Source organism: Clostridium sp. CM039 (assembly GCF_055081075.1).
Map to the genome: position 1 here is coordinate 3,168,966 of NZ_CM143649.1, position 26,035 is coordinate 3,195,000.

A 26,035-nucleotide genomic window follows, 5' to 3' on the forward strand; every position below is an offset into this window, starting at 1 on the left:
GTTAAAATTAATGGGTATCGTAACAGAGCTTTACACGGCGATATTACATATAGAATGGGGGAAATATAATGAAAAACGTAAAAAAAATAATTGGCGCGGCTTTAATAACTATATTAGCTACATCATTAAATGGTTGTAATATGATTGAAAAAACACCTAAGGGCATTGCTAAAAGTGTAGTTGCGAAGGCTTTCGATGCTAAAATAACTAAAGGACAGGTTGACGAACAATTAGTAGGTGTTATTAAACAATTTGAAACGCAGTATGGAGCAAATTATAAAACTAATGCTGAGGCTATGGCAGAATTAACAAAGCAAAAACAGCAAGTAGTAGAAGGTATGATTACTGAAAAAATTGTGGATTATAAGGCGGAAGAGTTAAAATTAATGCCTACCGAAGCTAAATTAAATGAAGAAACAAATAAGCAATTAGCAGAAATTAAGAAAAGTTTGGGAACAGATGCGAAATATAAAGAGGCTTTAGCACAAACAAGCCTTACAGAAGAATCTCTAAAAGCAAGAATAAAGCCAAGTATTATTCAAGATGCACTATTCACTGAAGTTACAAAAAATGTTAAAGTTACTGAGGCACAGGAAAAAGCATATTACGATGCTAATCCAAACCAGTTTACAGAAAAACCGAATACAATTCATGCAGCTCATATTTTAGTAGCAACAGAACCGGAAGCTATAGCCATTAAGAAACGTTTAGACGCTGGTGAAGATTTTGCGAAAGTCGCAAAAGAAAAAGGTACAGATGGAACTAAGGACAATGGTGGAGATTTAGGAGATGTAGAGTATAATGATGCTCAAATGGATAAAACCTTTATGGCAGCAGCTATTGCTTTGCCAAAAGGTAAAATCTCAGCACCTGTTAAAACTCAATATGGATGGCATATAATAAAGACTATAGAAAAAAAAGAATACCCTGTAAAGAAATTTACAGCTGTTAAGGCAGAAGTAGAAAAAACGCTTATAACACAGGGAAAAGAAAGTGCATGGACAGAGGCTATGACAAAATGGAAAAAAGAAGCGAATATAAAGCAATATCCGAAAAATCTATAGCATTTTAATGACATTTCAGAAGGAAAGTCCCCCACTTCTATAAGTGGGAGTATAAATCTACTTCTGGAGTCGTTAAAATTGCAGCTCCGCAGGAGACGATTTAATGTATAAAGAATACCTTTAATATGGAGGTATTCTTTATTTTTATTTAAACATTTGCAAATGTGCATAAAAATTCAAGTTTAGAAAGATAATAATAAAGCTAGTATATTATATAAAACTTTATATAAGGAGGGAATTATTTAAATGAAAGCAACCGGAATAGTAAGACGTATAGATGATTTGGGAAGGGTTGTTATACCTAAAGAAATAAGAAGAACACTGAGAATACGAGAAGGAGACCCACTAGAAATATTTACTGATAGAGAAGGTGGAGTTATTTTAAAGAAATATTCACCTATAGGTGAATTAAGTGAATTTTCTAGAGAATATGCTGATTCATTACAACAAAATATAGGAAACATAATAATTATATGCGATAAAGACAACATAATATCTGTAAGTGGTTGTCCTAAAAAAGAGTATGTAGATAAAAAAATTAGTAATGAATTAGAAAAAGTAATGGAAAATAGAAAGGCTGCTGTATTAGGTGAAGGTTCAGAAAAAGTTATATCACTGTATGATGATGAAATGGAAAATAAATACCATGCTCAAGTAATTGCGCCTATAATAGCAGAAGGGGACGCAATTGGAGCAGTAATAATAATATCTACAGAGCTAGAAGCTAAATTTGGAAATTTAGAATTAAAGCTAGCTGAAACTGCAGCCTCTTTTCTAGGAAAACAAATGGAACAATAAACCTAAAAGTATATATTACTCAGCGAAGTGAAACATATTTGCGGTAATATATACTTTTGTTTTTTGAAGTATTAGTAATAATAAGCCCTTAAATCAAATATTCATAATTAGAGAATGTAATTCTTACATACACCACGGGAATATAAGGAGGTTATTATGAAGAAACATTCATTGATAAAGGGGACTATTATACTTGGGATGGCAGGAATATTTGCTAGATTTTTAGGGTTGTTTTTTAGAATTCCAATACAAGCACTTATAAAAGATGAGGGGATGGGATACTACCAGATGTCTTATCCATTGTATATGATGTTTGTAGCAGTAGCTTCAGGTGTGCCCATTGCTATGTCTAAGATTATTGCGGAGATGACCGCTAAAAATGATCAGGAGGGAGCGCACCAAGTCTTAAGACAAACACTTGTTTTAATGATTATATTAGGCGGAGCAGCTACTACACTTATGTTAATGTTTGCAAGGCCTATTATATCAATGCTTAAATGGGATCCTAAATCATATTACTCTTTTTTGGTAATTGCTATAGCTCCAATTTTTGTTTCCGTTATGTGTACTTTTAAAGGCTTCTTTCAAGGGCTACAAAATGTTAGACCTACTGCTGTTTCGCAAATAGTAGAACAGTTTGGAAGAGTTGTCGCTGGAGTTTTATTTGCATATTTATTGTTTCCAAAGGGGATTGAATATGCGGCTGCAGGAGCGGCCCTTGGAACCCTTGTTGGTGCAATTATGGGAAGTATATACTTATTTTTAACTTATACTAAAATGAAAAAAGGGCAGTCAGTAAGGAAAAAAACAAAGCACAAGCATATTTTAGCTGATTTAAGTAAGGCTGCATTACCAATATCTTTGGGTGCTGCAGTGGGTACGGTTATGGCACTGATAGATTCTATGTTAGTACCGCAGCAACTTCTAAAAGCTGGATTTTCGCAAACACAATCCGCCGTAATGTATGGTCAGCTGACTGGGAAGGTATTTACATTGATGAATGTACCTTTGGCTCTTTCAATGGCTCTGTGCACATCTCTAGTGCCTATAATTGCTGAAGCGTTTTATTTAGGAAGAAGTGGGGAACTTATTAAAAGAGTAGATATGGCTGTGAAATTGTCTAATGTTATCTCGCTGCCGTCTTCTTTAGGGATGTTTTTTATGGCTTATCCTATAATGAATTTGGTTTTTATGAAAGATGCGGCCGGATATGAAATACTACAATATATATCAATATGCATACCTTTTGTAATTTTAACGCAAACCAGCACTGCGATACTTCAAGGCGTAGGCAATTATATGAAGCCTGTATACAATTTGGCATTAGGGTGCATCGTAAAGGTTATTATAACGTACGTATTAGTCTCGCTTCCATTTGTAAATATCTATGGGGCAGTTATAGGAACCATTTTAGGATATGTTACAAGTTGTTTATTAAATATGCACGATCTAAAGAGAAATTTAAATATAAAAATCAACAGTGTAGACTCTTTTGTAAAACCAGCTATTGCTGCTATTATAATGATAGTTGCAGTTGTATTTAGTAACGCTAATGTCTATAATTATACAAGGAGCAGTGGATTATCTTGTTTAATATCCATATTAATAGGCGTTATTGTTTATTTAATATTTATTTTTTTGCTTAGAATATTTGAATATGAGGAAATTAAAAAGAAAGTTTTAAAGCAAAAATAAAGGAGTGGAAGCTAATGATTAAAATAGTGGGATTGGGTCCTGGGTCAGTAGAATCACTAACTGTAGGAACACTTGAAATTCTTAAAGGTGGTAAAAAGATTTATTTAAGAACAGAAAAGCACCCTACTGTGGATTACCTAAAATCGATATGTATAAAATTTGAAACCTATGATGATAGATATGAAAAATATAATAGTTTTGATGATGTGTATAGGGCTATTGCAGAAGATCTTATTAAGAAACACGAAATATATGGGGACATCGTATATGGAGTTCCAGGTCACCCGCTTGTGGCAGAAACTTCTGTTAAACTTTTAATAAAGCTTTGTGAAAAAAACAAAATAGATATAGAAATTCTTCCCGCGGTTAGCTTTATAGATGCAGTGATTCAAAGCTTAAAACTAGATCCTATTGAAGGACTAAAAATAATAGATGCCTTTGATATAAAAAATCAAGTTTTAGATAAAAGGGTAGGACTTTTAATAACTCAAGTTTATAACGTTTCTATAGCTTCGGACGTAAAACTTGCTTTGCTTGAGTATTACAAAGATGATATGGAGATTTGTTTTGTTAGAGCTGCAGGTATAAAAGGGTTAGAAAGTATAAGGAAAATTAACTTATATGAATTAGATAGACAAAAGGATATAGACTATCTAACCTCAATTTATATACCAAAAGAATTAGAGGCTACAAAAGATTTTCACGATTTAATTCAAGTTATGGACACATTGAGAGCTGAAAATGGATGTGCATGGGATAGACAGCAAACGCATGAATCTTTGAAAAAATATCTTATTGAGGAATGTTATGAGGTTATAGAAGCCATAGAAGACAATGATGAAGATAATATTATTGAGGAACTAGGTGATGTATTACTACAGGTTGTACTTCATGCACAAATAGGAAAAGAAGAGGGATATTTTAATATAAATGATGTTATTTGCGGCATCACAAATAAGATGATAAACAGGCATCCTCATATTTTTAAAGTTTCAGAAGGTAAAAATAGTAACGAAGTTTTAGAAAGTTGGGAAAATATTAAGAGTGAAGAAAAAGGGTTTAAGAGTTATACGGATACGCTAAAGCATGTTCCGAAAAACCTGCCAGGGTTAATGAGAGCAGAGAAGGTTCAACAAAAAGCAGCAAAAGTAGGTTTTGACTTTGACTGCGTTGAACTTGCTATGGGAAAGATTCTAGAAGAATTACAGGAAGTGAGAGATGTATATAAAGGTAATAATAGGGTAAAAATAGTAGAAGAAGTGGGAGATTTGGTGTTTTCTACTGTAAATGTTGCTAGACTACTTGACATAGACCCTGAATTTGCAGTAAATTATACTATAGATAAATTTATCAATCGCTTTGCGTACATAGAAGAAAGTGCAAGGAATAAGGATTTAGATTTAAAGAACATGACACTTACTGCGATGGACGAATTATGGAACGAATCTAAAAGACGATAAATTTATTTGTAAATAAAAATTAGACTAAAAGAAGGAATTTCAAAATCAGTGAAGAATATGCTATTTAATAGTATAATCACTACTAAGTAATGTACTCAATAACAAGGAGGCAACAAAAGTGAATAAATCAGAATTAATAACAAGCATATCAGAAAAATCTAATTTAACAAAAAAAGATGCAGAAGCAGCTCTAAAAGGTATTATAGAAAGTATTGAAGAAACATTAGAAAAAGGTGAAAAAGTCCAATTGGTTGGATTCGGAACTTTTGAAACAAGAGCAAGAGCAGCTAGAATGGGTAGAAACCCAAGAACAAAGGAAGAAATTCAAATTGCAGCATCAACGGTTCCAGTATTTAAAGCTGGTAAAGAATTTAAAGATATAGTTAACAAATAATATTATTATGATGTGAAAAACCTGGATGTATATCTAGGTTTTTTATTTTAAAAACTTTGGTTGAATTATTGAATGGGTAAAGAACATTAAAAAGGGGAAGTATAAATGAGATTAGATAAATATTTAAAAGTGTCAAGAATTATAAAGAGAAGAACCATTGCAAAAGAAGCTTGCGAGAGTGGCAGAGTTTCTATAAATGATAAAGTGGCAAAAGCAGGAACTGTAGTAGGCGAGAGTGATATTATAGAAATTAAATTTGCAAATCAAATTTTAAAAGCTAAAATTATAAATATTGCAGAGCATGTGACAAAAGAGAGTGCAAAAGAAATGTATGAAATAATTTCAGGAAGAGAAGACAAAGAATAAATGTTGCTAAATACAATTCTTAATTAAGTTTAATAAGCATATATATTTTATAGGAATACAATTGTATGTCATTAATTAAGAATTGAGAATAAGATTAGCTTCTTAATTCCCAATTTTTTAGAGCAAAACTAATAAGGGGGATATTATGGAAGTGAAGAAAGAAATAAAAATAGAAGATAAGAAAAGCAGTTTAATGCTTGAAAACAGAAAAAAATTAACTGTTAACGGAGTTGTAGAGGTTATAAATTTTAATGAAAGCCAAATATTATTGAATACAGATGTTGGAACAATGATAGTAAAAGGACGAGAATTAAAGATGAACAAGTTAGATGTTCAAAATGGGGATGTTATAATAACTGGGCAAGTGGATTCTTTTGTGTATACTAGCGACAAAAGTAAAGAAAAAAAAGATAGCATAATATCAAGATTGTTTAGGTAGAAGAATTATGATAATTTCTTTGATAGGCCAAGTTAATCTTATAATTTTCAGTTTGCTAGCAGGAATAATAACTGGAGTATTTTTTGATATATATAGATTGATAAGGGGATTTGAAAATCCTAACAAGGTGCTGACTATAATACAGGATTTGTTATTTTGGACATTAACTTCTATAGTGGTTTTTATATTTTTGATGTATACTAATAAAGGGTACATAAACTTTTATGTGTATGTATGTTTAATATTAGGAGTATACTTATATTTGAAACTATTAAGTGGAGTATTTATAAGGGTACAATATAAATTAATAATATTCAATGGGAAAGTATTTAGGGTTGTATGGAATGCTATTTTATACCCAGCAAATTTGTTAGTTTATAAGCTCAAAATAAAAAAAAAAGATAAATTATAAAGAAATAGCTTGAAGAAATGTGGAATACAAATTAGAATAGGTTTATGAAGCGTAAACAATACTCATTCCATTGAAAGGAAAAGGGTATGGGATATGAAAAAAAAATTTAGTATTAAAAGTGCCGTATTAGTTTTTGCTATGATGTATGTATGTTATCTTTTAATTCAGCAACAATCAATTATGAGCAGACAAAAGAAAGAGCTGCAAAAGTATAATGTTGAATTACAAAAGAAAAAAGAACAAAAAAAAGTATTACAGGATGAAGTAGAGTTATCTAAAACTGACAAATATATAGAAAAATTAGCAAGAGAAATATTAGGTCTTGTTAAAGAAGGTGAAACTCCTGTTATGGATAATAAAAACTAAATGCTATAATTATTGTTACGCTTATTATTAAATTAATATATAAAATAAAAACATAATTTTTAAGGAGGAGTATTTTTAATATGACCTTAATGGCTGGAAGTATTGTAGAAGGTAAAGTAGTAAATATCACCAATTTTGGTGCGTTTGTAGAAGTGGAGGGTAAGACAGGATTAGTGCATATATCTGAGGTTTCAGATACATTCGTTAAAAATGTTAATGATCATCTAAAAGAAAATGATATAGTAAAAGTTAAAGTAATCTCTGTAGATGATAATGGGAAAATCAGTTTATCAATAAAACAAGCTGGAGCGCCTAAAAAATCTATTAAACCTATGGAAATAGATTGGGAAAAGGAAAAAAGCAAAGCAAATGCAAGTGGATTTGAAGATATAATGACTAAATTTCTAAAAGATAGTGAAGAAAGATTTCAAGATGTTAAAAAACATCAAGAAGGAAAAGGAAGAGGTTATAGTAAAAAAACTTCAAGCTATTAGTAAATCTGTAGGAACTAAGTATTTAGTTCCTATTTTAACAAAAAAAAGTTATTGACAACGGTTTATACATCATATATAATAAAACATGTTGCCAAGAGGTAGCATTTTCTAAGCTACAAGTAAGTATACTGCAAGTAAGTATACTGCAAGTAAGTATACTGCAAGTAAGTAAGCTGGAGTGGCGGAACTGGCAGACGCACAGGACTTAAAATCCTGCGGTGGTTAAACACCGTACCGGTTCGATTCCGGTCTTCAGCACCAAATATCGCGGGATGGAGCAGTTGGTAGCTCGTCGGGCTCATAACCCGAAGGTCGTAGGTTCAAGTCCTACTCCCGCAACCAACTATGGCGGAATAGCTCAGCTGGCTAGAGCATTCGGTTCATACCCGAAGGGTCGTAGGTTCAAGTCCTATTTCCGCTACCACTTTGGCATATGATGAGTTTAAAAACATAATATGTTTTTTATAAAAAACTATTGACATATGTAGCAAATTAGTATAACATTAAAATGATTTTAAGAAACTTATTTAACAGTAATAGTAAGCTGGTATGAAAAAATAAATAGACACATAGAGCTTAAAATAATATGATAGTTAAATATTGTATCAATTAAAGTTTAGGCTTTAGCATTAATATCGCGGGATGGAGCAGTTGGTAGCTCGTCGGGCTCATAACCCGAAGGTCGTAGGTTCAAGTCCTACTCCCGCAACCAATGAGTTTAAATCACTCATTATTTCAGTTAAATAAGATTCTAAATATAATTAGCTAAAAGCAAACAAGTGCCGTATTAATTCAAATTTATTCTTAAATACAATATCGCGGGATGGAGCAGTTGGTAGCTCGTTGGGCTCATAACCCAAAGGTCGTAGGTTCAAGTCCTACTCCCGCAACCAATAAGTTTTAAATTACTTAATACGTAAGTTAAATAAGATTTCATAATAGGTAAGTTAAAAGCAAGTATACTGCAAGTAAGTAAGCTGGAGTGGCGGAACTGGCAGACGCACAGGACTTAAAATCCTGCGGTGGTTAAACACCGTACCGGTTCGATTCCGGTCTTCAGCACCAAATATCGCGGGATGGAGCAGTTGGTAGCTCGTTGGGCTCATAACCCAAAGGTCGTAGGTTCAAGTCCTACTCCCGCAACCAATAAGTTTTAGATTATTTAGAACGTAAGTAAAATAAAACTTCATAACAAGTATACTACAAGTAAGTAAGCTGGAGTGGCGGAACTGGCAGACGCACAGGACTTAAAATCCTGCGGTGGTTAAACACCGTACCGGTTCGATTCCGGTCTTCAGCACCAAATATCGCGGGATGGAGCAGTTGGTAGCTCGTCGGGCTCATAACCCGAAGGTCGTAGGTTCAAGTCCTACTCCCGCAACCAACTATGGCGGAATAGCTCAGCTGGCTAGAGCATTCGGTTCATACCCGAAGGGTCGTAGGTTCAAGTCCTATTTCCGCTACCATAACTCACAATTTATATTGTGAGTTATTTTTTATTTGCTGGAAAACTATAAAACTTAAACTATAATGTGCAAAAACATATAAGTATAAATTTCTCGAATATACAATGCCATGAAGTGACATGCTTCATTTAATATTTTAAAACCTACTATATTAATATGGTAGGTTTTTTTATATTATAGGGAATTGTAAAAATCTAATGTAAAAAATATACAAATTATTGTCTCATAAAAAATATATGAGCGCCCCATCTTATGACATTTATTTCCAAGAGACGTTGCTATAATGGAGTCCTAATGATTAAAGGGTGGGTGATTTTTAATATGCAATACGGGATTGATATATTTCCATATGAAAGACTTAGAAAGATAAAAGATGAAGTAAAAAAGAAAAATGCATTAAATACTAATTTAATTATTACAGGAATTGTTTATTTTGTTATAAGCTTATTAATAAGTAGGGTCTTGCTTCTTAATAATACTGCCCCATTTGGTATAGCTTTCTTAATAGCTACAATATTTGTAAATAATCATAGAATTTCAATAATTACAGCCAGTGGTACATTTTTAGGTTATATTACTTTAAATGGTAGTGCAAAGAATATACCATCATATTTACTAGTAATAGTTACAATTGCTTTTTTGAGTCATGTTTTCAACAAAATAAAATCAAAAACTAAAGTTTTAGCTAGCATGTTTGCTATTATTATATTTGAGTTGTTTACCTATAATTTCTTCATAACCCGGGTAAGTGGGTTAATGGCTTTTTTAAATTCATTTTTTCTAGTTTTATGTATCTTCCCATTATATTTTATTCTGGACTATAGTCTTTTATGCTTTAAGGAGATTAAAACAAAACATATATTTTCGAATGAAGAAATAATAAGTATGTCAATTATAAGCTCTTTAATTATAGCAGGTACTTGGGGACTAAGTATATTTGCCATATCAATTACGAATATTTTAGGCCTGGCATTTGTTATAATAATAGCTTACATTAACGGAAGTGGAGCTGGTGCTGCATCAGGAATTGCCATGGGTATTATTGTAGGAATGTCTTCTGAAAATATGATTGTGTTTATAGGAATGTATGGTGTTTGTGGCTTAATAACGGGTGTTTTTAAAGAAACTGGAAAGATATTAAGTGCAACATCTTATTTAGTGGCTTTTTCAATAATAAAAATATATTGTATTACGGGATCTGATTTTATGATATTTGAAGCTTTTGTAGCTGCTGTAATATTTTTGCTAATACCACAAAAAGTTTATAGCGAATTATCCACAGAATTTAATTCCGATAAAAAAAAGCAAAATGTAGAACAGGGGTATATAAATAAAATTAAAGATACATTTGTAGGAAGGCTAAATAATTTTTCAGATGTACTTTCTAATATGTCAGATATATTAAATAACTTAGTGGATAATGAAAAATTGGCGATGAAAGGTAAAAGCAGCGCGTTGGTTGAAAATCTTGCGGACAGGGTGTGTAGTAATTGTAATATGAAGTCTATGTGTTGGAAAAGGGAATTACATTATACATATGCAGCATTTGAAGAATTAATTCAAAATTTTGAGAGGAAGAATAATAGCGTACCGGAAGAAATTGAAAGAAAATGTATAAAGAGAACCGCCATACTTAAAAATACAGAAGATATTGTTAATAAGCACATTATAAATGAAATGTGGAGAACGAGGCTTAGTGAAGGCAGAGAGCTTTTAGCAAATCAGATTAGTAATATGGCGGGTTCTGTAGGAGAAATTGTTGAAGATTTTAATTCTGAAATTCAAATAGATACTTCTATGGAAAAACTTATATGTAGAGCCTTAGATAAAAATAGAGTTAAGCACAATGATCTTATGTGTTTGAATGATAAGCTCGGACGATTGAGTATTAAATTGTCACTTAACGCTTGCAGTGGAAGGCAAATGTGTGTAAAGGATTTATTGCCGATTATAAATGGGGTCACAGGCAAGTGCATGTGTGTTAGTGAGGAAGGGTGTAATATAAATCCGAAGACCAATATATGTAAGGTAACTATTGAAGAAACACCTAAGTTTCATGTGGTATCTAATGTGGCTAGGCAGTGTAAAGATGGTGAAAAGTCCAATGGAGATAGCTATAGCTTTGGTAAGCTTCCTGATGGAAGTTATATGTCAGTTATTAGTGATGGCATGGGATCAGGACCCCAAGCGGGTAGAGAGAGCGAGGCTGCGGTTGAATTAATAGAAAAGTTTACATCAGCAGGTTTTAGTAAAATTACGGCTATAAACACTGTGAATTCAATAATGACATTGAGATTTTCCGAAGAAGAAAAATTTTCAACTATAGATTTAAGCAGCATAGACTTATACACTGGGGAAATTGATTTCTTAAAAGTGGGGGCAGTTGCAACTTTTCTAAAATCAGGTGAAAGTTTAGAAATTATAAAATCAAAATCTCTTCCTATCGGTGTTTTAGATAAAGCAGATATAGATATACAGCAAATGGAATTAAAAAATGGAGATATTATGGTTATGCTTAGTGATGGGGTATTAGATTACAATGATGAAAATGTAGGGAGGGTGGATTGGGTAGTTGATTATTTAGGTAAAAATAATTGCAACAATCCCAAGGATTTAGCTGAAGGGTTGCTCTCAGAAGCAAAAAAATTAAGTGGCAATAGAGTAAAAGATGATATGACAGTTCTTGTTTCAAAGATATATAGTCTATACTAAATGTATTTTATAAAAGAAATATTTTAATGCCCTGTAAATTGAGAGAAAAATCAGGGAATATATAATAAAAGAGATTAAAAAATGGAGAAAGTATTTATGGGGGTAAGAACCTCTTTTACATTCTTCATTTTTCCCATTTTTAACGGCATTTCAGAAGGAAAGTCTCTCATTTCTATAAGTGGGAGTTACATGCCCTAACAAATTGAAAACTTCGGTGGGAGTTTAAATCTCCTTCTAAGTCGTTAATATTGCAGCGACCCAAGAGATGATTTAAAGGTGTGTCTAAAAAAATGGAAAATATATATTACTAAATGATATAGTAATATGATATAGTGATATGGTATTAAAAAAATATAAACCTGCAAAAAACAGAAAACATTTTAAAAATAAATTTGGGAAGTGAAAATTTTGTCAGAAACAGTTATGGACTTTATAAAAGAGAATTCAATGTTTGATAAGGGAGATAAGGTTATAGTTGCATTTTCTGGTGGACCTGACTCCACGTGTTTGCTCTATATTTTAAACAACTTTAAGGAAGAACTTGGGATTACACTTATTGGTGCACATCTAAACCATTGTCTTAGAGGAGATGAGTCTGATAAAGATCAGGAATATGCAAAAGAAATTTGTGAGAGTTTGAATATAGATTTTTATAGTGAAAAAGTGGATGTACATAGAATTTCAAAGGAAAAGAATTTATCTTGTGAAATGGCAGGACGAGAAGCTAGATATGAATTTTTTGAGCAACTTATGGTTAAATTAAATGCTAATAAAGTCGCTTTGGCACATAATGCTAATGATCAAGCTGAAACTATTTTAATGAGGATAATGAGAGGAACGGGTATCGAGGGAATAGTAGGAATAAGACCTGTTCGCGACAAAATATATGTAAGACCCATACTTCGTCTTAGTAGAAAAAAAATAGAGAAATATTGTTTAAATAATAATATCAATCCAAGAATAGATAAATCGAATTTAGAAAATATTTATGCGAGAAATAAGGTAAGATTAGAATTGATTCCATATATGGAACAAAATTTTAATAAAGATATAATTAAAACATTAAACCGATTATCAGATATTGTAAAAAAAGACAATCATTATTTGGAAAATATTTCTGAAAAAGAGTATAAAAAACATTGTGAGATAGGTCAGCAAAGGGTTATAATAAATAAGGCGGCTTTTGCGGAGCATGAAGCAATTTTAAGTAGGATTATTAGGAGTGCTTTGCTTGCGGTGAATCATAATTTATATAATTTTGAAAAAGTTCATATATATAGTATTATAGAACTTCAAAGACATGAAACAGGTAAAAGTATAATGCTACCTCAGAATATAATAGTTGAAAACTGTTATGGGAATATACATATATATATTTGTGTAAAAGCTACTGAAGCTAATAACAATCAGTACTCTCTAAATATAAATCAGGAAAACTTTATTCATTCTTTAAATAAAGTAGTAAAAATTGATGTTAATCCTAAGCTACAATTTACAGAATTTAAAGAAAATGATTGTATTAAGTATTTTGACTATGATAAAATTAAGAAACCAATAATATTTAGGTATAGAAAAGATGGGGATAGATTCATTCCACTAGGTATGAAGGGTAGTAAAAAGATAAAGGATTTATTTATAGATTTAAAAATACCTAAAGCTCAAAGAAATGCAATACCGTTAATATGTTTTGGCGATGATATAGGTTGGGTAGTTGGATATAGGGTTAGCGAAAAATTCAAGGTTACAAAGGATACTAAAAATATATTGCAGATTAGAATTGGAAGAGAGGAATAAGAATGAACAATGATATTAAAGAGGTAGTATACAGCGAAGATCAATTAAGAGATAAAATTAGGCAAATGGGCGCAAGAATAAGTAAGGATTATTTAGGCAAAGAGCTTATACTCATTGGTATTTTAAAAGGATCAGTCATATTTATGTCAGATTTAGTAAAGCAAATTACAATTCCATGTAAAATGGATTTTATGGCAGTTACAAGCTATGGGAATTCCACTAAAACTTCAGGAGTTGTAAAGATCTTAAAGGATTTAGACTTTGAAATTGAGGGAAAGGATGTATTGATAGTAGAGGATATTATAGATTCTGGAGTTACACTTAAATATCTAATGAAGTTACTATCTGCAAGGAAACCTAATAGTTTAGAAATTATATGCTTACTGAATAAACCAGAAAGAAGAACGGCCAATATAGATGTTAAATATTTAGGTTACGATGTACCAGATTACTTCCTTGTAGGATTTGGCCTGGACTATGCAGAGAAATATAGAAATTTACCATTTATAGGAATACTTAAGGAAGAAATTTATAAGTAAATGTGTATAAAATAATATATATATTATTGTCAACTGCTTTTTAATGTGATAAAATTTTAAAGTGAATAAAAAGAGAGGGGGGTTTCTAATGAAGAAAATTTCTAGTGCATCAATCTGGATCGTAGTGTTTGTACTTGTGATTTATGCAGCACTAACCGTACTTGATAGTAGCAAAGATGTTAGTCAAATCAGCGTTAATAAATTCCAAGAATATTGGATTAAAAAGGATATTAAAACTGTTCAGGTAAAAGAAGATAAAACAGTATCAGGAGAACTAAAGAACGGAACACGATATGAAACTATAGTCCCATTGACGAGATTGCTTCAAGTTATGGACCAAAACCCAAATGCAAGCGTTACAGAAACATACTTAAAGCCAGCTAGTATGCCAATGTGGTTAAATGTCTTGCCAACACTCCTTATAATTTTAATGTTAGTGGCCTTTTGGTTTATGTATATGCAGCAATCGCAAGGTGGCGGCGGTGGCGGTAATAGAGGTGTAATGAATTTTGGTAAAAGTAGAGCCAAAATAGCAACGCCAGATAAGAAGAAAGTTACATTTGATGATGTAGCTGGTGAAGATGAAGAAAAGGAAGAACTTGCAGAAGTTGTAGATTTCTTAAAACAACCTAAAAGATACCTAGAAGCAGGTGCAAGAATTCCTAAAGGTATTCTTCTTATAGGACCACCGGGTACAGGTAAGACGTTACTTGCGAGAGCAGTATCAGGAGAAGCAGGAGTTCCATTCTATAGTATATCAGGTTCGGAATTTGTAGAGATGTTTGTAGGTGTTGGGGCTTCAAGAGTAAGAGATTTATTTGAACAAGCGAAAAAAAGTGCTCCTTGTATAATATTTATTGATGAAATTGATGCAGTAGGTAGACAAAGAGGAGCTGGCGTTGGCGGTGGTCATGATGAAAGAGAGCAAACTCTAAATCAGCTATTAGTTGAGATGGATGGATTTGGTGTAAATGAAGGCATAATTATGATAGCCGCAACAAATAGACCAGACATACTTGATCCTGCTCTTTTGAGACCAGGCAGATTTGATAGACATATATTAGTGGGTGCGCCTGATGTTAAAGGAAGAGAAGAAATTCTAAAGGTACATTCCAAAGGTAAACATTTAGCAGAAGAAGTAAAACTTGATGTATTAGCTAAAAGGACACCTGGGTTCACTGGTGCAGACCTTGAGAATTTAATGAACGAAGCTGCACTGCTTACAGTTAGAAATAAAAAAACAGTTATAGAAATGAAAGAGCTTGATGAAGCAGTAACTAGAGTTATTGCTGGACCGGAAAAGAAGAGTAAAGTTATCAGTGAAAAAGATAGAAAATTAACAGCATATCATGAAGCAGGGCATGCTGTAGTAATGAAATATTCTCCATTATCTGATCCGATTCATCAAATAAGTATTATACCAAGAGGAATGGCAGGTGGGTACACAATGCATCTACCTGAAGAGGATACTGCTTATACTTCAAAACTAAAACTTAAAGATGAAATGGTCGGGTTATTAGGCGGTAGAGTTGCTGAAAAATTAGTATTAAAAGATATTAGCACAGGTGCTAAGAATGATATTGATAGAGCATCGGCTATTGCAAGAAAGATGGTTATGGAATATGGTATGAGTGATGAACTCGGACCAATATCTTTTGGTAATGATCATAATGAAGTATTCCTTGGAAGAGATTTAGGCAAAAGTAGAAACTTTAGTGAAGAAATAGCTAATAAAATAGATTCAGAAGTTAAGATGCTTATTGATGAAGCCTATGGAAAAGCTGAAAAAATTCTTGCTGAAAATGCAAGTAAACTTCATGCAGTAGCTCAAGAACTGTTGTTAAAAGAAAAACTCGAAGGCGTGGATTTTGAGGCTATAATGGCTAAAACAGATTCAGGTGAGATTGATTTAACAAAGATTTAACTTGGTAAAAGACATACAGTGAGTTAGCTGTATGTCTTTTTTTATATCATTTAACCAGTAAAGAGAGTCCATTCTAACAGAAACTTTATATTAGTGCGATTTACTAAGAAACTTACTGTAATTATATACCAACATTTGTTGAGGATTGTGGTATAATATATAGAATTAGCGTTATAGGTGTAACTTTCACTGTAACCGTTAATATTGCAGTGACCTAGGAGATGATTTAATTAAACAAAACTTCTTATAAAGATTTAACTTGACAAATTTGTTCAAATTGTTAAAATTAAATTGTTAAATTAGGAACGGTTGAAATTAATATTTATAATATTGGATACATTATTTTGTGTTTTTATAATGGCAAAAATATAAAACGACTTGCAAGTTGTTTTAAATTATATAGGTGGTGTATAAAGTGATTTTAGTTTTAGATGTTGGAAATACTAATACTGTTTTAGGAGTTTTTAAGGAAAAGGAGTTAATTGTAGAGTGGAGAATATCAACTGATGCAAAAAAAACCGCTGACGAGTACGGAATTCAAGCAATGCAATTATTTAATCAGCGAAACATAAGAACAGAACATATTAAAGGCGTAATAATTTCCTCGGTTGTTCCCAATAGTATGTATTCACTAGAACATATGATAAGAAAATATTTCGATTTGAAACCAATGGTAGTAGGCCCGGGGATTAAGACTGGAATAAATGTAAAATATGATAATCCTAAAGAAGTAGGTGCGGATAGAATTGTTAATGCTGTTTCAGCTCATGAAATTTATAAAAGATCATTAATACTAATAGATTTTGGTACAGCTACAACCTTCTGTGCTATAAGCAAAGAGGCTAATTACTTAGGTGGAACTATATGTCCTGGTATTAAAATAGCTTCTGAAGCACTATTTGAGAGAGCGGCAAAGCTACCTCGGGTAGAGCTTGTAAAACCAGAAACAGTTATATGTAAAAATACTGTTGAAAGCATGCAGTCTGGAATAATATATGGATATATTGGTCAAGTAGATTATATTGTTAATAAAATGAAAAGTGAAATGATTAGTATGGGAGAAGAAGAGCCTTTTGTAGTAGCCACAGGTGGACTTTCAAAACTAATAACCAAAGAGTCTTCTGCTATTGATGAGTTTCATCCGAATTTAACCTTAGAAGGCCTTAGAATGATTTATGAGAAGAATAGGGAATAGGTGATTTAATGAAAATATCAAATATTAACTTTGAAAACGATGTTTTTTTGGCCCCTATGGCAGGAATTACAGATATTGCTTTTAGAGGGTTGTGCAAAGAATTAGGGTGTGGTCTACTATATACTGAAATGGTAAGTGCTAAAGGGTTATATTATGGAAGTGACAATACAGAATCTCTTATGCGAATTTCGGGTCAAGAGAAACCTGTAGCCGTTCAGATATTTGGTAATGATCCTAAGATTATGGCTAGTTCCTGTGAAATTTTCAATGCAAGAAGCGATATATGTATGGTTGATGTAAATATGGGGTGCCCTGTTCATAAAATAGTGAAAAATGGAGAGGGATCAGCTTTGATGAAGAATCCTAAACTAGCAGCGCAAATAATAAAAGAAATGAAAAAGGTTTCAACAAAGCCTGTGACAGTGAAGTTTAGAAAGGGATTTGATTCAAATAATGTTAATGCTGTAGAATTTGCTAAATATATGGAGGATGCGGGGATAGATGCTATTGCAGTGCATGGCAGGACTCGCGAACAAATGTATGAAGGCAAGGCTGATTGGGATATTATAAGGGCTGTAAAAGAAAATGTTAAAGTGCCGGTAATAGGTAATGGGGACATATTTTCCGTAGAGGATGCTGTCAAAATAAAGGAAATCACTAATTGTGATGCTATAATGATTGCAAGAGGGTCTAGGGGTAACCCATGGATTTTTAGAGAGATTAAGCAGGCAATAAACGGAGAAAAAGTTATATACCCTACTCCTGAAGAAAAAATAGATATGTGTATAAGGCATTTAAATTTAGCTGTAAAATATTATGAAGAAATTAAGGCTGTTAGAGAAATGAGGAAACATACAGCCTGGTATATCAAAGGGCTTAACAACTGTGCTGAGATTAAGAATGAAATTAATACTAAAAATACTTATGATGAGGTAAAGCAGGTACTTTTGGTTTATAAAAATTATTTGAAGACCATAGAAGCATAATTTAAAAATTAAAACGGGAATTTATATAATTAACACTGAATAAGATAATAGTACATTAATGTATAAGGTGCAGATGTATGAAGCCAATTTTATGTATAACTTCAAATATAGATAATTTATATAATGAATTTGGATTTTTAAGTAAAATTAAAGATAAACTAAAGATGAAAGTAATAAGTAATGAATACATTAAAGAATTAGATATTAAAGTTACGAGTGTAAGGATGCCACCTAATTTTAATAGAAAAGCATATTTAAACAATTTAACTTATGCTAAAAAAATATGTAAATGTAATGAAGTGCAATTATCGCCAAAAACACTGAGGCCTATGGATTATAATTATTTTAATGAATTTCAAAAGCGATTCTTAGCTTTTAGTGTTATAAAAAGTATACAACTTATGATTAGAATGAGAAACAAAAGTTTGAAAAATTGCTGCATTGTTATATATGATGCTGTAGAAATAATAAACTATAATATTATTGTGGAATTAGCAAAGCATTGCAAGTATATTGTATTTTTATCGCCTGATTTGGTAAAAGCTAGAAAGCTTGCAGATTATATTATCGCTAATTTTGGTGTATCTCCTATTGTTACAGATGATGAACTATATGCTGTTAAAATAGCCGATTTTATTGTTTCATCTAAAGACTATGAATTCGGTGATGGGAAATTAGTCTGGTTCTTAGATAATAGTATAAGCACGCCAAAAAATATTATAGCTGTAAATGATGTAAGTTATAATGTGCCTTGGAAAACTTTTAAAGGAGATTTTTCTATCGAACTTTTAGGATCGATATTATGTCAAATGCAAGAAAGTGACATTGAAAAAGCTCTTAAGTATAATGGTATATATCTTAAAAAAATAAAATTCAACAATAATGTAATATATTAGACTATTTTGCTCGTAACATATTGACAATAGTAACGCTCTGATTTATAATGGCTAAATGGTTACATGTATTGTTATTCTAAGAATAAATCTTAGAATCGATAATTTATCAATTTGAACTAATAGTCTTATATTATATAAATTATATGAAATTGCTATATTTCGAGGAAAACAGTATTGTAGTTGGGGTGTAATATGCTAGGGTATTGTTAGTTGATAGTGAATTTTATGGATATTTACTAATTTATTTAATAAAAATTAAAAAGGGGAGAAATAAATGAGCGTACCAAAACAATATGTAATGACCTATGAGGGAATTACGAAATTAGAGGGAGAATTAGAATTTCTTAAGACTGTCAAGAGAAAAGATATTACTGAAAAAATAAAGGTAGCACTTGGGTATGGGGACTTAACCGAAAACTCAGAGTACGATGAAGCTAAAAATGAACAAGCATTTGTTGAAGGTAGAATAATACAATTGGAAAATATGCTTAGAAATGCAAGTGTTATAGATGAAAACGATATTGAAATAGATGTAGTAAGTATAGGATCTATAGTTAAGGTTAAGGATTATGAGTTTGATGAAGAAGTTGAATTTTATATAGTGGGTTCAGCAGAAGCAGATCCAATGATAAATAAAATATCGAATGAGTCACCAGTTGGATGTGCACTCGTTGGTAAGAAATCAGGAGCAATTATAGAAGTTGCAGTTCCAGATGGTGTTGGTAGGTATGAAGTATTGGAAGTGCGACGTGGGTAATTGTTTAAAAATTATTTAATTTTTATAGAACATAGGGGTACTTAACAATTTATAATTGGTAGGTGCCCTAAAGAAATATATACATAGAAGAAATATGGCAGAATAAATGATTAGTAATTATTTTCTGACCTGGGAAAAACAGGAGGGATATTAATGTCGAACGAAAAAAACAATGAAGAAAAAAGTGAAGAGAAAAACTTGCATGAACTTGAATCTAAATATAATGAACAGGTAACCATAAGACGACGAAAATTATCTGCTTTAAAAGAAGAAGGCAAAGATCCATTTGATGTGTACAAAGTTGAAAGAACTCATACATCACAAGAAGTTAAAGAAAATTTTGAGAAATTAGAAGGCGCTCAGGTTATTGTAGCAGGTAGACTCATGTCTAAAAGAGTTCATGGTAAGGCAGGTTTTTCTGATATTCATGATAGATATGGTAAAATACAACTATACATAAAAATAGATGATGTAGGCGAAGAAAAATTAAAAGAATATAAAAGTTTTGACATAGGAGATTTTGTAAGCATAACTGGTACACCTTTTGTTACAAAAACTGGTGAGATATCACTACATATAGTAGATTTTCAGCTTGTAGCGAAGGCTCTAAAACCACTTCCAGAAAAATGGCACGGATTAAAAGATCCTGATTTAAGATTTAGACAAAGAGAAGTAGATATAATAATGAACCCACAAGTAAGAGATACGTTTATGAAGAGAATATCAATAATTAAATATATCCGAGAATACTTAGATAACAAAGGATTTTTAGAAGTTGAAACTCCGATTTTATCCACAGTAGCAGGAGGAGCCGCAGCAAGACCATTTAGTACTCATCATAATGCGCTTGATATTGAGATGTATCTTAGAATTGCAACAGAGCTATATTTAAAAAGACTTATTGTTGCTGGTTTTGAAAAGGTATATGACATGGGTAAAAACTTTAGAAACGAAGGAACAGATATAAGACATAATCCAGAGTTTACAATGATAGAATTATATGAAGCTTATGCAGATTATAATGATATGATGGAAATTACGGAAAATATGATAGCTTACGTTTGTGAAAAGGTTCATGGAACTATGAAAGTAAATTATCAAGGAACTGAGATAGATTTTACACCACCATGGAGAAGAATTACTATGGTAGATGCAGTAAGAGAATATTCAGGTGTGGACTTTGATAAAATAGCTACTAATGAAGAAGCTAGGGTTATAGCTAAAGAAAAGCATTTACAATTTAAAAAAGAATTAGAAAATTGCTCAAAAGCAGATATATTAAATGAATTATTTGAAGTATATGTGGAAGAGAAACTAATTCAACCAACATTCTTATGTGATTACCCTGTAGAAATATCACCTCTTACAAAGAAGAAGAGAGGGAATGAAGAGTTTACAGAGAGATTTGAAGGTTTTGTGTTTGGAAGAGAAGTGTGTAATGCATACTCAGAGTTAAATGATCCAGTAGTTCAGAGAGAGAGATTTATGCAACAAGCAAAAGAAAGAGAACTGGGTGATGATGAGGCTTATTTAATAGATGAAGAATTTATGAGCGCATTAGAAACAGGAATGCCACCAACAGGAGGACTGGGTATAGGAATTGATAGAATGGTAATGTTCTTAACGGATTCTTATTCAATAAGAGATGTTATCCTATTTCCTACAATGAAACCAATCCAGTAGTTTAAAAAAATTAAAGGGGTATTTTAGTTAATCTAAAATATCCTTTTTACTTCTTAAGCGTAATCATCAGTGCTTAAAATCATGAAATTTAAATAAAAAAGAAAAAACTATTGAATTTTTAAAAGTATATGTTATAATGTTGTTGTAAGCAATAATAATCCGCGATAGCTCAACGGTGGAGCACTCGGCTGTTAACCGATAGGTTGAAGGTTCAAATCCTTTTCGCGGAGCCATTTTTTATTTTTGGAACTCAATATTATAAGAAATCTAATGTATAATAAAATAATTCACTGTGATAAAGAAGAGTAGTAGTAGTACTTCATAAGAGAGGTTGTGGCTGGTGTAAACAATCAAAGTATTATTGTGAAAGGAACTTTTGAGTGTATAGAACTTAAAGTAGGGCATGTGCCAATAAGGGTGGAACCGCGGAAATAATTTTCGTCCCTTGGGGTATAGTCTTTTTTTTGTACGTAAAATAAAAGAGCATGCCTTTATGCGGGTGTGATGGATTGAATTGGTTATATTTAGGGCAAATAGGAAAGAATACAAGATGTAATATTAATATATTTGTAATGACCATTGAGAAGTATATAAAACGAGATATCATTAGATTATAAAAAAATAGGAGGGATTAATATGACATTTGAAAAAAGTATGGATAAAATAGTTGCGTTATGCAAAAACAGAGGGTTCGTATTCCCAGGATCCGATATATATGGAGGGCTCGCTAATTCGTGGGATTATGGTCCTCTGGGAGTTGAATTTAAAAACAATGTTAAAAAAGCTTGGTGGAAAAAATTTGTTCAAGAAAGTCCATATAATGTAGGTGTTGACTGCGCTATACTTATGAACCCAGAAGTATGGGTTGCGACGGGTCACGTTGGAGGATTTTCAGATCCACTAATGGATTGCAAAGATTGCAAAGCTAGATTTAGAGCGGATAAGTTAGTGGAAGACCATATGACGAATCAGGGAGTAGAAGTAGCTAGTGCTGATGGATGGTCAAATGAAGAGTTAAAAGAATATATAGCAAAAAATGAAATAGTATGTCCTAAATGTGGAAAGAAAGACTTTACTGATATTAGAAAATTTAATTTAATGTTTAAGACTTCCCAGGGGATAACAGAAGATGGAAAATCAGAGATATATTTAAGACCAGAAACGGCTCAGGGTATCTTTGTAAACTTTAAAAATGTTCAAAGAGCTTCAAGAAAAAAAGTTCCATTTGGAATAGGCCAAGTAGGAAAGGCTTTCAGAAATGAAATAACACCAGGGAACTTTATTTTTAGAACTAGGGAATTTGAGCAAATGGAATTGGAATTTTTCTGTAAACCGGGTACAGATTTAGAATGGTTTGCATATTGGAAAGAGTATTGTGCTAATTTCTTATATAATTTGGGAATGGAAAAGGAAAATTTAAGATTTAGAGACCATGGAGAAGAGGAATTATCTTTCTATAGTAATGCTACTTGTGACATAGAATTCTTGTTCCCTTTTGGATGGGGAGAATTATGGGGCGTTGCCGATAGAACTGATTATGACTTAAAGAAGCATATGGAACATTCAGGGAATGATTTAAGTTATCTAGATCCTATTACTAATGAAAAATATGTACCATATTGTATAGAACCTTCTCTGGGTGCAGATAGAGTTGTTCTTGCATTCTTAGTTAATGCATATGATGAAGAAGAACTTGAAGGCGGAGACGTAAGAACAGTGCTTCATTTACATCCAGCACTTGCACCATTTAAGGCGGCTATTCTACCTTTAAGTAAAAAATTATCAGAGAAATCGCTCGAAGTTTTTGCTATGCTAGGTAAAAAATTTAACGTAGACTACGATGAAACCGGAAGTATAGGAAAAAGGTATAGAAGAGAAGACGAAATAGGAACTCCATACTGCATAACCGTAGATTTTGATACGTTAGAAGATAATACTGTAACAATTAGAGACAGAGACACAATGGATCAAATAAGGGTAAGTATAGATGATTTAGAAAAGTTTATAGAAGAAAAACTACAATTTTAAATTTTAAATTGGAATAGTTAGTTTGGTTTAGAGAATGGCGTGTAGTATATAATGAGGCTTGAGTAGGCTGTGGTTATACTATGCGTTGTTTTTTTATAGAATAAATCTAAAAAATTATAAAATAAATTTGTAAAATAAATAATATAATATAATATAAAGTATATGGAGATTACATGGAGGGTTATATGAAAAAGGATTTCAATGAATTTAAGGAATTTATAAAAGGAAAAAAAGTTGGAGTTGTAGGTATAGGAGTTAGCAATATTCCTTTAATACATTTTCTAGTGAAGCTTAAGGCAGTTGTTACAGCTTTTGATAAAAAAAATTATAGTTTACTGGGACAGGTAGCAATAGATTTCGAAGAAGAGGGCGTGAAGCTGGTATTAGGGGAAGATTACTTAGATGATCTAACGGGGTTTGATGTTATTTTTAAAACACCATCTATGAGAGTAGATAACCCTGCTCTTTTGAAAGCAAAAAAAGAAGGAACATATATAACTTCCGAAATGGAAGAGTTCATAAAATATTGCCCGGCTAAAACTTACGGCGTAACTGGTAGCGATGGAAAAACAACTACAACTACAATAATATATAATATATTAAAAAAAGAAGGATATAAAACTTGGGTTGGAGGCAATATTGGTACACCACTGTTCGCAAATATTGAAGAAATAACCAAAGACGATAAAGTAGTATTGGAATTGTCGAGCTTTCAGCTTATGACTATGACGGTTTCTACAGATGTAGCAGTAGTAACAAATCTGAGTGTGAATCATCTAGATATTCATAAGGATATGGAGGAATATATAAATGCAAAGAAAAATGTGTTTAAATATCAACGTGACGGTGATCTGATTGTATTAAATAAGGATAACGCGTTAACTTATGAATTAAGAAAAGAGGTTAAGGGAAAAGTTAAGTATTTTAGTGTATGCGAGAAACTAGAAGATGGTGCATATTTTCAAAATGATAAATTATTCATTATGAACAAGGTAGTGTGTAATCTTGAGGAAGTAAAGCTAAAAGGGATGCATAATGTGCAAAACCTATTAACTGCCTTTTGTGCAACTCAAGATGAAGCAACAGTTGCGAGCATGAGAGAAGTGGCTACCACTTTTATGGGGGTACCTCATAGGGGCGAATTCGTGAGGGAAGTAGATGGAGTTAAATATTACAATGATTCAATAGCATCTACGCCAACTAGAACTATAGCAAGTCTCAAAGCTTTTGGAAAACCTGTTATACTAATTGCAGGAGGATATGATAAGAAAATACCTTTTGAACCTTTAGCAGAAGAAGGCTACACAAATATTAAAACGCTAATATTAGTAGGTGACACTAAATATAAAATAAAAGAAGTTTTTGAGCGTATGTCTAAAGAAAATAAAATACCTTTACAGATTATACTTGCTGAAAATTTTAATGAAGCAATTTTTACAGCTAAATTAGTTGCTAAACCTGGTGATATAGTGACGTTGTCACCGGCATGTGCAAGTTTTGATATGTTTCAAAATTTTGAAGTAAGAGGTAATAAATATAAGGAAATAGTAATGACATTATAATAAAAGACATTTTCATGTTCATTAAATAGGAGCTCTGGTAAAAAAGATTATTTTTACTGGGGTTTTTATTTTTATAGGCTATAGGTGCTAAATGCGTAACAAATGTTCCAAGCGTATCATTATAAGCAAAACGGATTATATGGTATATATAAACATATATATGGAAATAGATTGATATAATAGAGGATTATAAACAAATGGTGAGTTATAAATATGATATTATATTAATTGTCGCTGGAACATACAGTTATAAATTAACTTTAAGTGCACAGTGATGAAAGAAAAATTCATTATCAAATATTTTTTAAAGTAGTTGACAATGATGAAAAAAAGAATTATAATAGTAAAAGTCATCACATGATGACAAAGCAAGTTGGTCTTTGAAAATTAAACAGAGAAATAGGTAAAGATAGCGAAATAATATTTCGTTAAACCAGTTAATTACTTTAGTATAAAGTAAAATTTAGTCGTAAGACTAAGAAGTATGTAATGAGCTTGCGTAACAACTTAACAGTTGTCGCAGATTAATCATTTCAACTAAAAAAGTGTAAACTTTTAAATTGAGAGTTTGATCCTGGCTCAGGACGAACGCTGGCGGCGTGCCTAACACATGCAAGTCGAGCGATGAAACCTTTCGGGGTGGATTAGCGGCGGACGGGTGAGTAACACGTGGGTAACCTGCCTCAAAGAGGGGAATAGCCTCCCGAAAGGGAGATTAATACCGCATAATATGTTTTGGTCGCATGATCGAAACATCAAAGGATTTTTCTTCGGAAAATTCCACTTTGAGATGGACCCGCGGCGCATTAGCTAGTTGGTGAGGTAACGGCTCACCAAGGCGACGATGCGTAGCCGACCTGAGAGGGTGATCGGCCACATTGGAACTGAGACACGGTCCAGACTCCTACGGGAGGCAGCAGTGGGGAATATTGCGCAATGGGGGAAACCCTGACGCAGCAACGCCGCGTGAATGATGAAGGCCTTCGGGTTGTAAAGTTCTGTCTT

Annotated in this window: 21 protein-coding genes, 11 tRNA genes, 1 rRNA gene and 1 other annotated feature (1 of these 34 running past the window's edge); all 33 genes read left to right on the forward strand. The window is 32.2% G+C overall.

Going from position 1 to position 26,035, the window contains the following annotated elements; all coding sequences use genetic code 11:
• Positions 1-68 precede the first annotated feature (68 nt).
• A complete protein-coding gene (locus ACWJJ2_RS14760; protein WP_220286282.1) occupies positions 69-1,064 on the forward strand; it encodes a peptidylprolyl isomerase in 996 nt (331 codons plus the stop codon).
• Positions 1,065-1,310: 246 nt separating this feature from the next.
• Positions 1,311-1,862, forward strand: coding sequence for a stage V sporulation protein T (gene spoVT / locus ACWJJ2_RS14765; RefSeq protein WP_165412333.1), 552 nt, complete (start codon positions 1,311-1,313; stop codon positions 1,860-1,862).
• A 156-nt stretch (positions 1,863-2,018) separates the two neighbouring features.
• On the forward strand, positions 2,019-3,557 hold the full coding sequence (locus ACWJJ2_RS14770) for a putative polysaccharide biosynthesis protein (RefSeq protein WP_216304587.1): 1,539 nt from the start codon (positions 2,019-2,021) through the stop codon (positions 3,555-3,557).
• Positions 3,558-3,571: 14 nt separating this feature from the next.
• Positions 3,572-5,017, forward strand: a complete 1,446-nt coding sequence (gene yabN / locus ACWJJ2_RS14775) for a bifunctional methyltransferase/pyrophosphohydrolase YabN (RefSeq protein ID WP_220286283.1) — start codon at positions 3,572-3,574, stop codon at positions 5,015-5,017.
• A 118-nt stretch (positions 5,018-5,135) separates the two neighbouring features.
• Positions 5,136-5,411, forward strand: a complete 276-nt coding sequence (locus ACWJJ2_RS14780) for an HU family DNA-binding protein (RefSeq protein WP_216304589.1) — start codon at positions 5,136-5,138, stop codon at positions 5,409-5,411.
• A 105-nt stretch (positions 5,412-5,516) separates the two neighbouring features.
• Complete coding sequence (locus ACWJJ2_RS14785; RefSeq protein WP_216304590.1) at positions 5,517-5,777, forward strand: RNA-binding S4 domain-containing protein; 261 nt, start codon at positions 5,517-5,519, stop codon at positions 5,775-5,777.
• A gap of 145 nt (positions 5,778-5,922) precedes the next feature.
• Positions 5,923-6,216: a sporulation protein YabP gene (yabP, locus tag ACWJJ2_RS14790; protein WP_216304591.1), complete on the forward strand. Its 294-nt coding sequence runs from the start codon at positions 5,923-5,925 to the stop codon at positions 6,214-6,216.
• A gap of 7 nt (positions 6,217-6,223) precedes the next feature.
• Positions 6,224-6,628 carry a spore cortex biosynthesis protein YabQ gene (gene yabQ / locus ACWJJ2_RS14795; protein ID WP_216304592.1) on the forward strand — a complete coding sequence of 135 codons (405 nt, stop codon included), beginning with the start codon at positions 6,224-6,226 and terminating at the stop codon, positions 6,626-6,628.
• Positions 6,629-6,721: 93 nt separating this feature from the next.
• Complete coding sequence (locus tag ACWJJ2_RS14800) at positions 6,722-6,994, forward strand: FtsB family cell division protein (RefSeq protein WP_165412326.1); 273 nt, start codon at positions 6,722-6,724, stop codon at positions 6,992-6,994.
• Positions 6,995-7,074: 80 nt separating this feature from the next.
• Positions 7,075-7,488 carry a S1 domain-containing RNA-binding protein gene (locus ACWJJ2_RS14805; protein WP_165412325.1) on the forward strand — a complete coding sequence of 138 codons (414 nt, stop codon included), beginning with the start codon at positions 7,075-7,077 and terminating at the stop codon, positions 7,486-7,488.
• A 172-nt stretch (positions 7,489-7,660) separates the two neighbouring features.
• A tRNA-Leu gene (locus tag ACWJJ2_RS14810) sits at positions 7,661-7,749 on the forward strand.
• Positions 7,750-7,754: 5 nt separating this feature from the next.
• A tRNA-Met gene (locus tag ACWJJ2_RS14815) sits at positions 7,755-7,830 on the forward strand.
• A gap of 5 nt (positions 7,831-7,835) precedes the next feature.
• Positions 7,836-7,912 (forward strand) — tRNA-Met (locus tag ACWJJ2_RS14820).
• Between the two features lie 212 nt (positions 7,913-8,124).
• Positions 8,125-8,200: transfer RNA gene (locus ACWJJ2_RS14825), tRNA-Met, on the forward strand.
• A gap of 105 nt (positions 8,201-8,305) precedes the next feature.
• Positions 8,306-8,381, forward strand: a tRNA-Met gene (locus ACWJJ2_RS14830).
• An 83-nt stretch (positions 8,382-8,464) separates the two neighbouring features.
• Positions 8,465-8,553, forward strand: a tRNA-Leu gene (locus ACWJJ2_RS14835).
• 5 nt (positions 8,554-8,558) lie between these two features.
• Positions 8,559-8,634, forward strand: a tRNA-Met gene (locus ACWJJ2_RS14840).
• 68 nt (positions 8,635-8,702) lie between these two features.
• Positions 8,703-8,791: transfer RNA gene (locus ACWJJ2_RS14845), tRNA-Leu, on the forward strand.
• A 5-nt stretch (positions 8,792-8,796) separates the two neighbouring features.
• Positions 8,797-8,872: transfer RNA gene (locus tag ACWJJ2_RS14850), tRNA-Met, on the forward strand.
• 5 nt (positions 8,873-8,877) lie between these two features.
• Positions 8,878-8,954: transfer RNA gene (locus ACWJJ2_RS14855), tRNA-Met, on the forward strand.
• 321 nt (positions 8,955-9,275) lie between these two features.
• Complete coding sequence (spoIIE, locus tag ACWJJ2_RS14860; protein WP_216304373.1) at positions 9,276-11,666, forward strand: stage II sporulation protein E; 2,391 nt, start codon at positions 9,276-9,278, stop codon at positions 11,664-11,666.
• 399 nt (positions 11,667-12,065) lie between these two features.
• Positions 12,066-13,460, forward strand: a complete 1,395-nt coding sequence (gene tilS, locus ACWJJ2_RS14865) for a tRNA lysidine(34) synthetase TilS (protein WP_462953445.1) — start codon at positions 12,066-12,068, stop codon at positions 13,458-13,460.
• Positions 13,461-13,462: 2 nt separating this feature from the next.
• The gene (gene hpt, locus ACWJJ2_RS14870) at positions 13,463-13,999 is read left to right on the forward strand and encodes a hypoxanthine phosphoribosyltransferase (protein ID WP_165412324.1); all 537 of its coding nucleotides are present in this window, start codon (positions 13,463-13,465) and stop codon (positions 13,997-13,999) included.
• 88 nt (positions 14,000-14,087) lie between these two features.
• Positions 14,088-15,923, forward strand: coding sequence for an ATP-dependent zinc metalloprotease FtsH (gene ftsH, locus ACWJJ2_RS14875; RefSeq protein ID WP_165412323.1), 1,836 nt, complete (start codon positions 14,088-14,090; stop codon positions 15,921-15,923).
• Positions 15,924-16,338: 415 nt separating this feature from the next.
• Positions 16,339-17,118 (forward strand): type III pantothenate kinase, encoded by a 780-nt coding sequence (locus ACWJJ2_RS14880; RefSeq protein ID WP_216304364.1) that lies wholly within the window; start codon positions 16,339-16,341, stop codon positions 17,116-17,118.
• Positions 17,119-17,126: 8 nt separating this feature from the next.
• Positions 17,127-18,104 (forward strand): tRNA dihydrouridine synthase DusB, encoded by a 978-nt coding sequence (dusB, locus tag ACWJJ2_RS14885; protein ID WP_216304365.1) that lies wholly within the window; start codon positions 17,127-17,129, stop codon positions 18,102-18,104.
• A gap of 77 nt (positions 18,105-18,181) precedes the next feature.
• Positions 18,182-19,000, forward strand: coding sequence for a Rossmann-fold NAD(P)-binding domain-containing protein (locus ACWJJ2_RS14890; protein ID WP_216304366.1), 819 nt, complete (start codon positions 18,182-18,184; stop codon positions 18,998-19,000).
• 274 nt (positions 19,001-19,274) lie between these two features.
• Entirely contained in the window at positions 19,275-19,757 is a 483-nt protein-coding gene (gene greA, locus ACWJJ2_RS14895) for a transcription elongation factor GreA (protein ID WP_216304367.1), read from the forward strand.
• Positions 19,758-19,910: 153 nt separating this feature from the next.
• A complete protein-coding gene (gene lysS / locus ACWJJ2_RS14900) occupies positions 19,911-21,440 on the forward strand; it encodes a lysine--tRNA ligase (protein WP_216304368.1) in 1,530 nt (509 codons plus the stop codon).
• A gap of 158 nt (positions 21,441-21,598) precedes the next feature.
• Positions 21,599-21,673: transfer RNA gene (locus tag ACWJJ2_RS14905), tRNA-Asn, on the forward strand.
• 50 nt (positions 21,674-21,723) lie between these two features.
• Positions 21,724-21,889: a binding site (T-box leader), on the forward strand.
• Positions 21,890-22,076: 187 nt separating this feature from the next.
• Positions 22,077-23,468, forward strand: a complete 1,392-nt coding sequence (locus ACWJJ2_RS14910; RefSeq protein WP_216304370.1) for a glycine--tRNA ligase — start codon at positions 22,077-22,079, stop codon at positions 23,466-23,468.
• A 185-nt stretch (positions 23,469-23,653) separates the two neighbouring features.
• The gene (gene murD / locus ACWJJ2_RS14915; RefSeq protein WP_220287807.1) at positions 23,654-25,030 is read left to right on the forward strand and encodes a UDP-N-acetylmuramoyl-L-alanine--D-glutamate ligase; all 1,377 of its coding nucleotides are present in this window, start codon (positions 23,654-23,656) and stop codon (positions 25,028-25,030) included.
• Between the two features lie 556 nt (positions 25,031-25,586).
• Positions 25,587-26,035: ribosomal RNA gene (locus tag ACWJJ2_RS14920) — 16S ribosomal RNA — on the forward strand (it continues 1,069 nt past the right edge of the window).

Coding starts and splice junctions, on each gene's coding strand:
- ACWJJ2_RS14760 (WP_220286282.1), top strand. CDS start 69: ATGAAAAACGTAAAAAAAATAATTGGCGCGGCTTTAATAACTATATTA.
- spoVT (WP_165412333.1), top strand. CDS start 1,311: ATGAAAGCAACCGGAATAGTAAGACGTATAGATGATTTGGGAAGGGTT.
- ACWJJ2_RS14770 (WP_216304587.1), top strand. CDS start 2,019: ATGAAGAAACATTCATTGATAAAGGGGACTATTATACTTGGGATGGCA.
- yabN (WP_220286283.1), top strand. CDS start 3,572: ATGATTAAAATAGTGGGATTGGGTCCTGGGTCAGTAGAATCACTAACT.
- ACWJJ2_RS14785 (WP_216304590.1), top strand. CDS start 5,517: ATGAGATTAGATAAATATTTAAAAGTGTCAAGAATTATAAAGAGAAGA.
- yabP (WP_216304591.1), top strand. CDS start 5,923: ATGGAAGTGAAGAAAGAAATAAAAATAGAAGATAAGAAAAGCAGTTTA.
- yabQ (WP_216304592.1), top strand. CDS start 6,224: ATGATAATTTCTTTGATAGGCCAAGTTAATCTTATAATTTTCAGTTTG.
- ACWJJ2_RS14800 (WP_165412326.1), top strand. CDS start 6,722: ATGAAAAAAAAATTTAGTATTAAAAGTGCCGTATTAGTTTTTGCTATG.
- ACWJJ2_RS14805 (WP_165412325.1), top strand. CDS start 7,075: ATGACCTTAATGGCTGGAAGTATTGTAGAAGGTAAAGTAGTAAATATC.
- spoIIE (WP_216304373.1), top strand. CDS start 9,276: ATGCAATACGGGATTGATATATTTCCATATGAAAGACTTAGAAAGATA.
- hpt (WP_165412324.1), top strand. CDS start 13,463: ATGAACAATGATATTAAAGAGGTAGTATACAGCGAAGATCAATTAAGA.
- ftsH (WP_165412323.1), top strand. CDS start 14,088: ATGAAGAAAATTTCTAGTGCATCAATCTGGATCGTAGTGTTTGTACTT.
- dusB (WP_216304365.1), top strand. CDS start 17,127: ATGAAAATATCAAATATTAACTTTGAAAACGATGTTTTTTTGGCCCCT.
- ACWJJ2_RS14890 (WP_216304366.1), top strand. CDS start 18,182: ATGAAGCCAATTTTATGTATAACTTCAAATATAGATAATTTATATAAT.
- greA (WP_216304367.1), top strand. CDS start 19,275: ATGAGCGTACCAAAACAATATGTAATGACCTATGAGGGAATTACGAAA.
- lysS (WP_216304368.1), top strand. CDS start 19,911: ATGTCGAACGAAAAAAACAATGAAGAAAAAAGTGAAGAGAAAAACTTG.
- ACWJJ2_RS14910 (WP_216304370.1), top strand. CDS start 22,077: ATGACATTTGAAAAAAGTATGGATAAAATAGTTGCGTTATGCAAAAAC.
- murD (WP_220287807.1), top strand. CDS start 23,654: ATGAAAAAGGATTTCAATGAATTTAAGGAATTTATAAAAGGAAAAAAA.